Origin of the sequence: Colwellia sp. Bg11-12 (genome assembly GCF_014076955.1) — a bacterium.
Lineage (GTDB): Bacteria > Pseudomonadota > Gammaproteobacteria > Enterobacterales > Alteromonadaceae > Colwellia_A.
Genome location: NZ_JACGUZ010000054.1, coordinates 1 through 1,005, shown reverse-complemented (window position 1 = coordinate 1,005; position 1,005 = coordinate 1). Strand labels below are relative to the sequence as shown.

At 33.5% G+C, this 1,005-nt stretch carries 1 protein-coding gene; it reads left to right on the top strand.

Features of this window, described 5'->3' with window-relative positions:
* Window positions 1–149 precede the first annotated feature (149 nt).
* On the top strand, window positions 150–791 hold the full coding sequence (locus H4J39_RS04360; protein WP_182226166.1) for a DUF3885 domain-containing protein: 642 nt from the start codon (window positions 150–152) through the stop codon (window positions 789–791).
* Window positions 792–1,005: the final 214 nt, after the last annotated feature.

Sequence of the window (1,005 nt, the reverse complement as noted above, 5' to 3'; positions counted from 1 at the left end):
GTGTTATGGCAATCCAGTTGTCAAAAAAATATAACAAGTCGTTAAAGCAGGACAAATAACAGTTGGCTTTTGCTCCTGCGTCGCTTATTTTAGCCAACTATCAATTGCCGCTTAACGTGGCGTTATATTCACTAAGTTAGCAGGAAGCTATGAATCAATATTTTGATGAACACTTTTCAGGATTAAAATTACAAAAACCTCTTTTTTATAATTGGCCTATCGGCTTAAGGTTTGAGATTGGACCTAATGAAATTGAATTATGGAAAGATTCTGAACGTGAAGCTATCAATGAAAAATATTTTGAAGTTTCTCTGGCTCGTGCAGTATCAATTTTTGAAGCTGTCTTTGGTAAAGATGATGACATTGAAATAATATATCAACAATATTCTGATGGTCGTAAGAAAATCAGAAAAGGTAATTTCATCTTTAAACAAATAAATACTGCAAAGATCAGCCAAGTTAAAAGCATAGATGTCCGTAACATCTATGAGCTAGATTATAAATCTGAGTGTTGGAAAAGGCTAAATATACCAAACTTAACTGTCGATGATATTAACTATAAAAATATTTTGCTGTCATTAATTCATACTGATTTTGGTTGTAGAAAACCGTCAATGTGGGGTGAATGCTTCATTATAAACAAGACTAAGAGTATTATTTTAAATCTATATGACGATCGTGGAATGTATGTAATAAGCTCAAATAGAGAAACGCTCATTCCATTGTATCAATCACATAACGAATGGCTGTTAAACTATGATCGTGAAAGAATGGATTTGGTGTTCTCGTGAATATAACAAGTCATTTAAAAGGACAAATAACAGCTGGCTGTTGTTCGTTCCTCACACATTTTAGCCAGCTATTATTTGCCTCTTAATGAGGCGTTAGGTGTAATCGCCACTTCGTTTTATTGTTTAAAGCATTTGCCAATTTAAGTAGGCGTTTGTACTTTCTAAATATGGTTTTGGAGTGTTTCGCCAAGCTCTACGTCATTTACGCCAATAT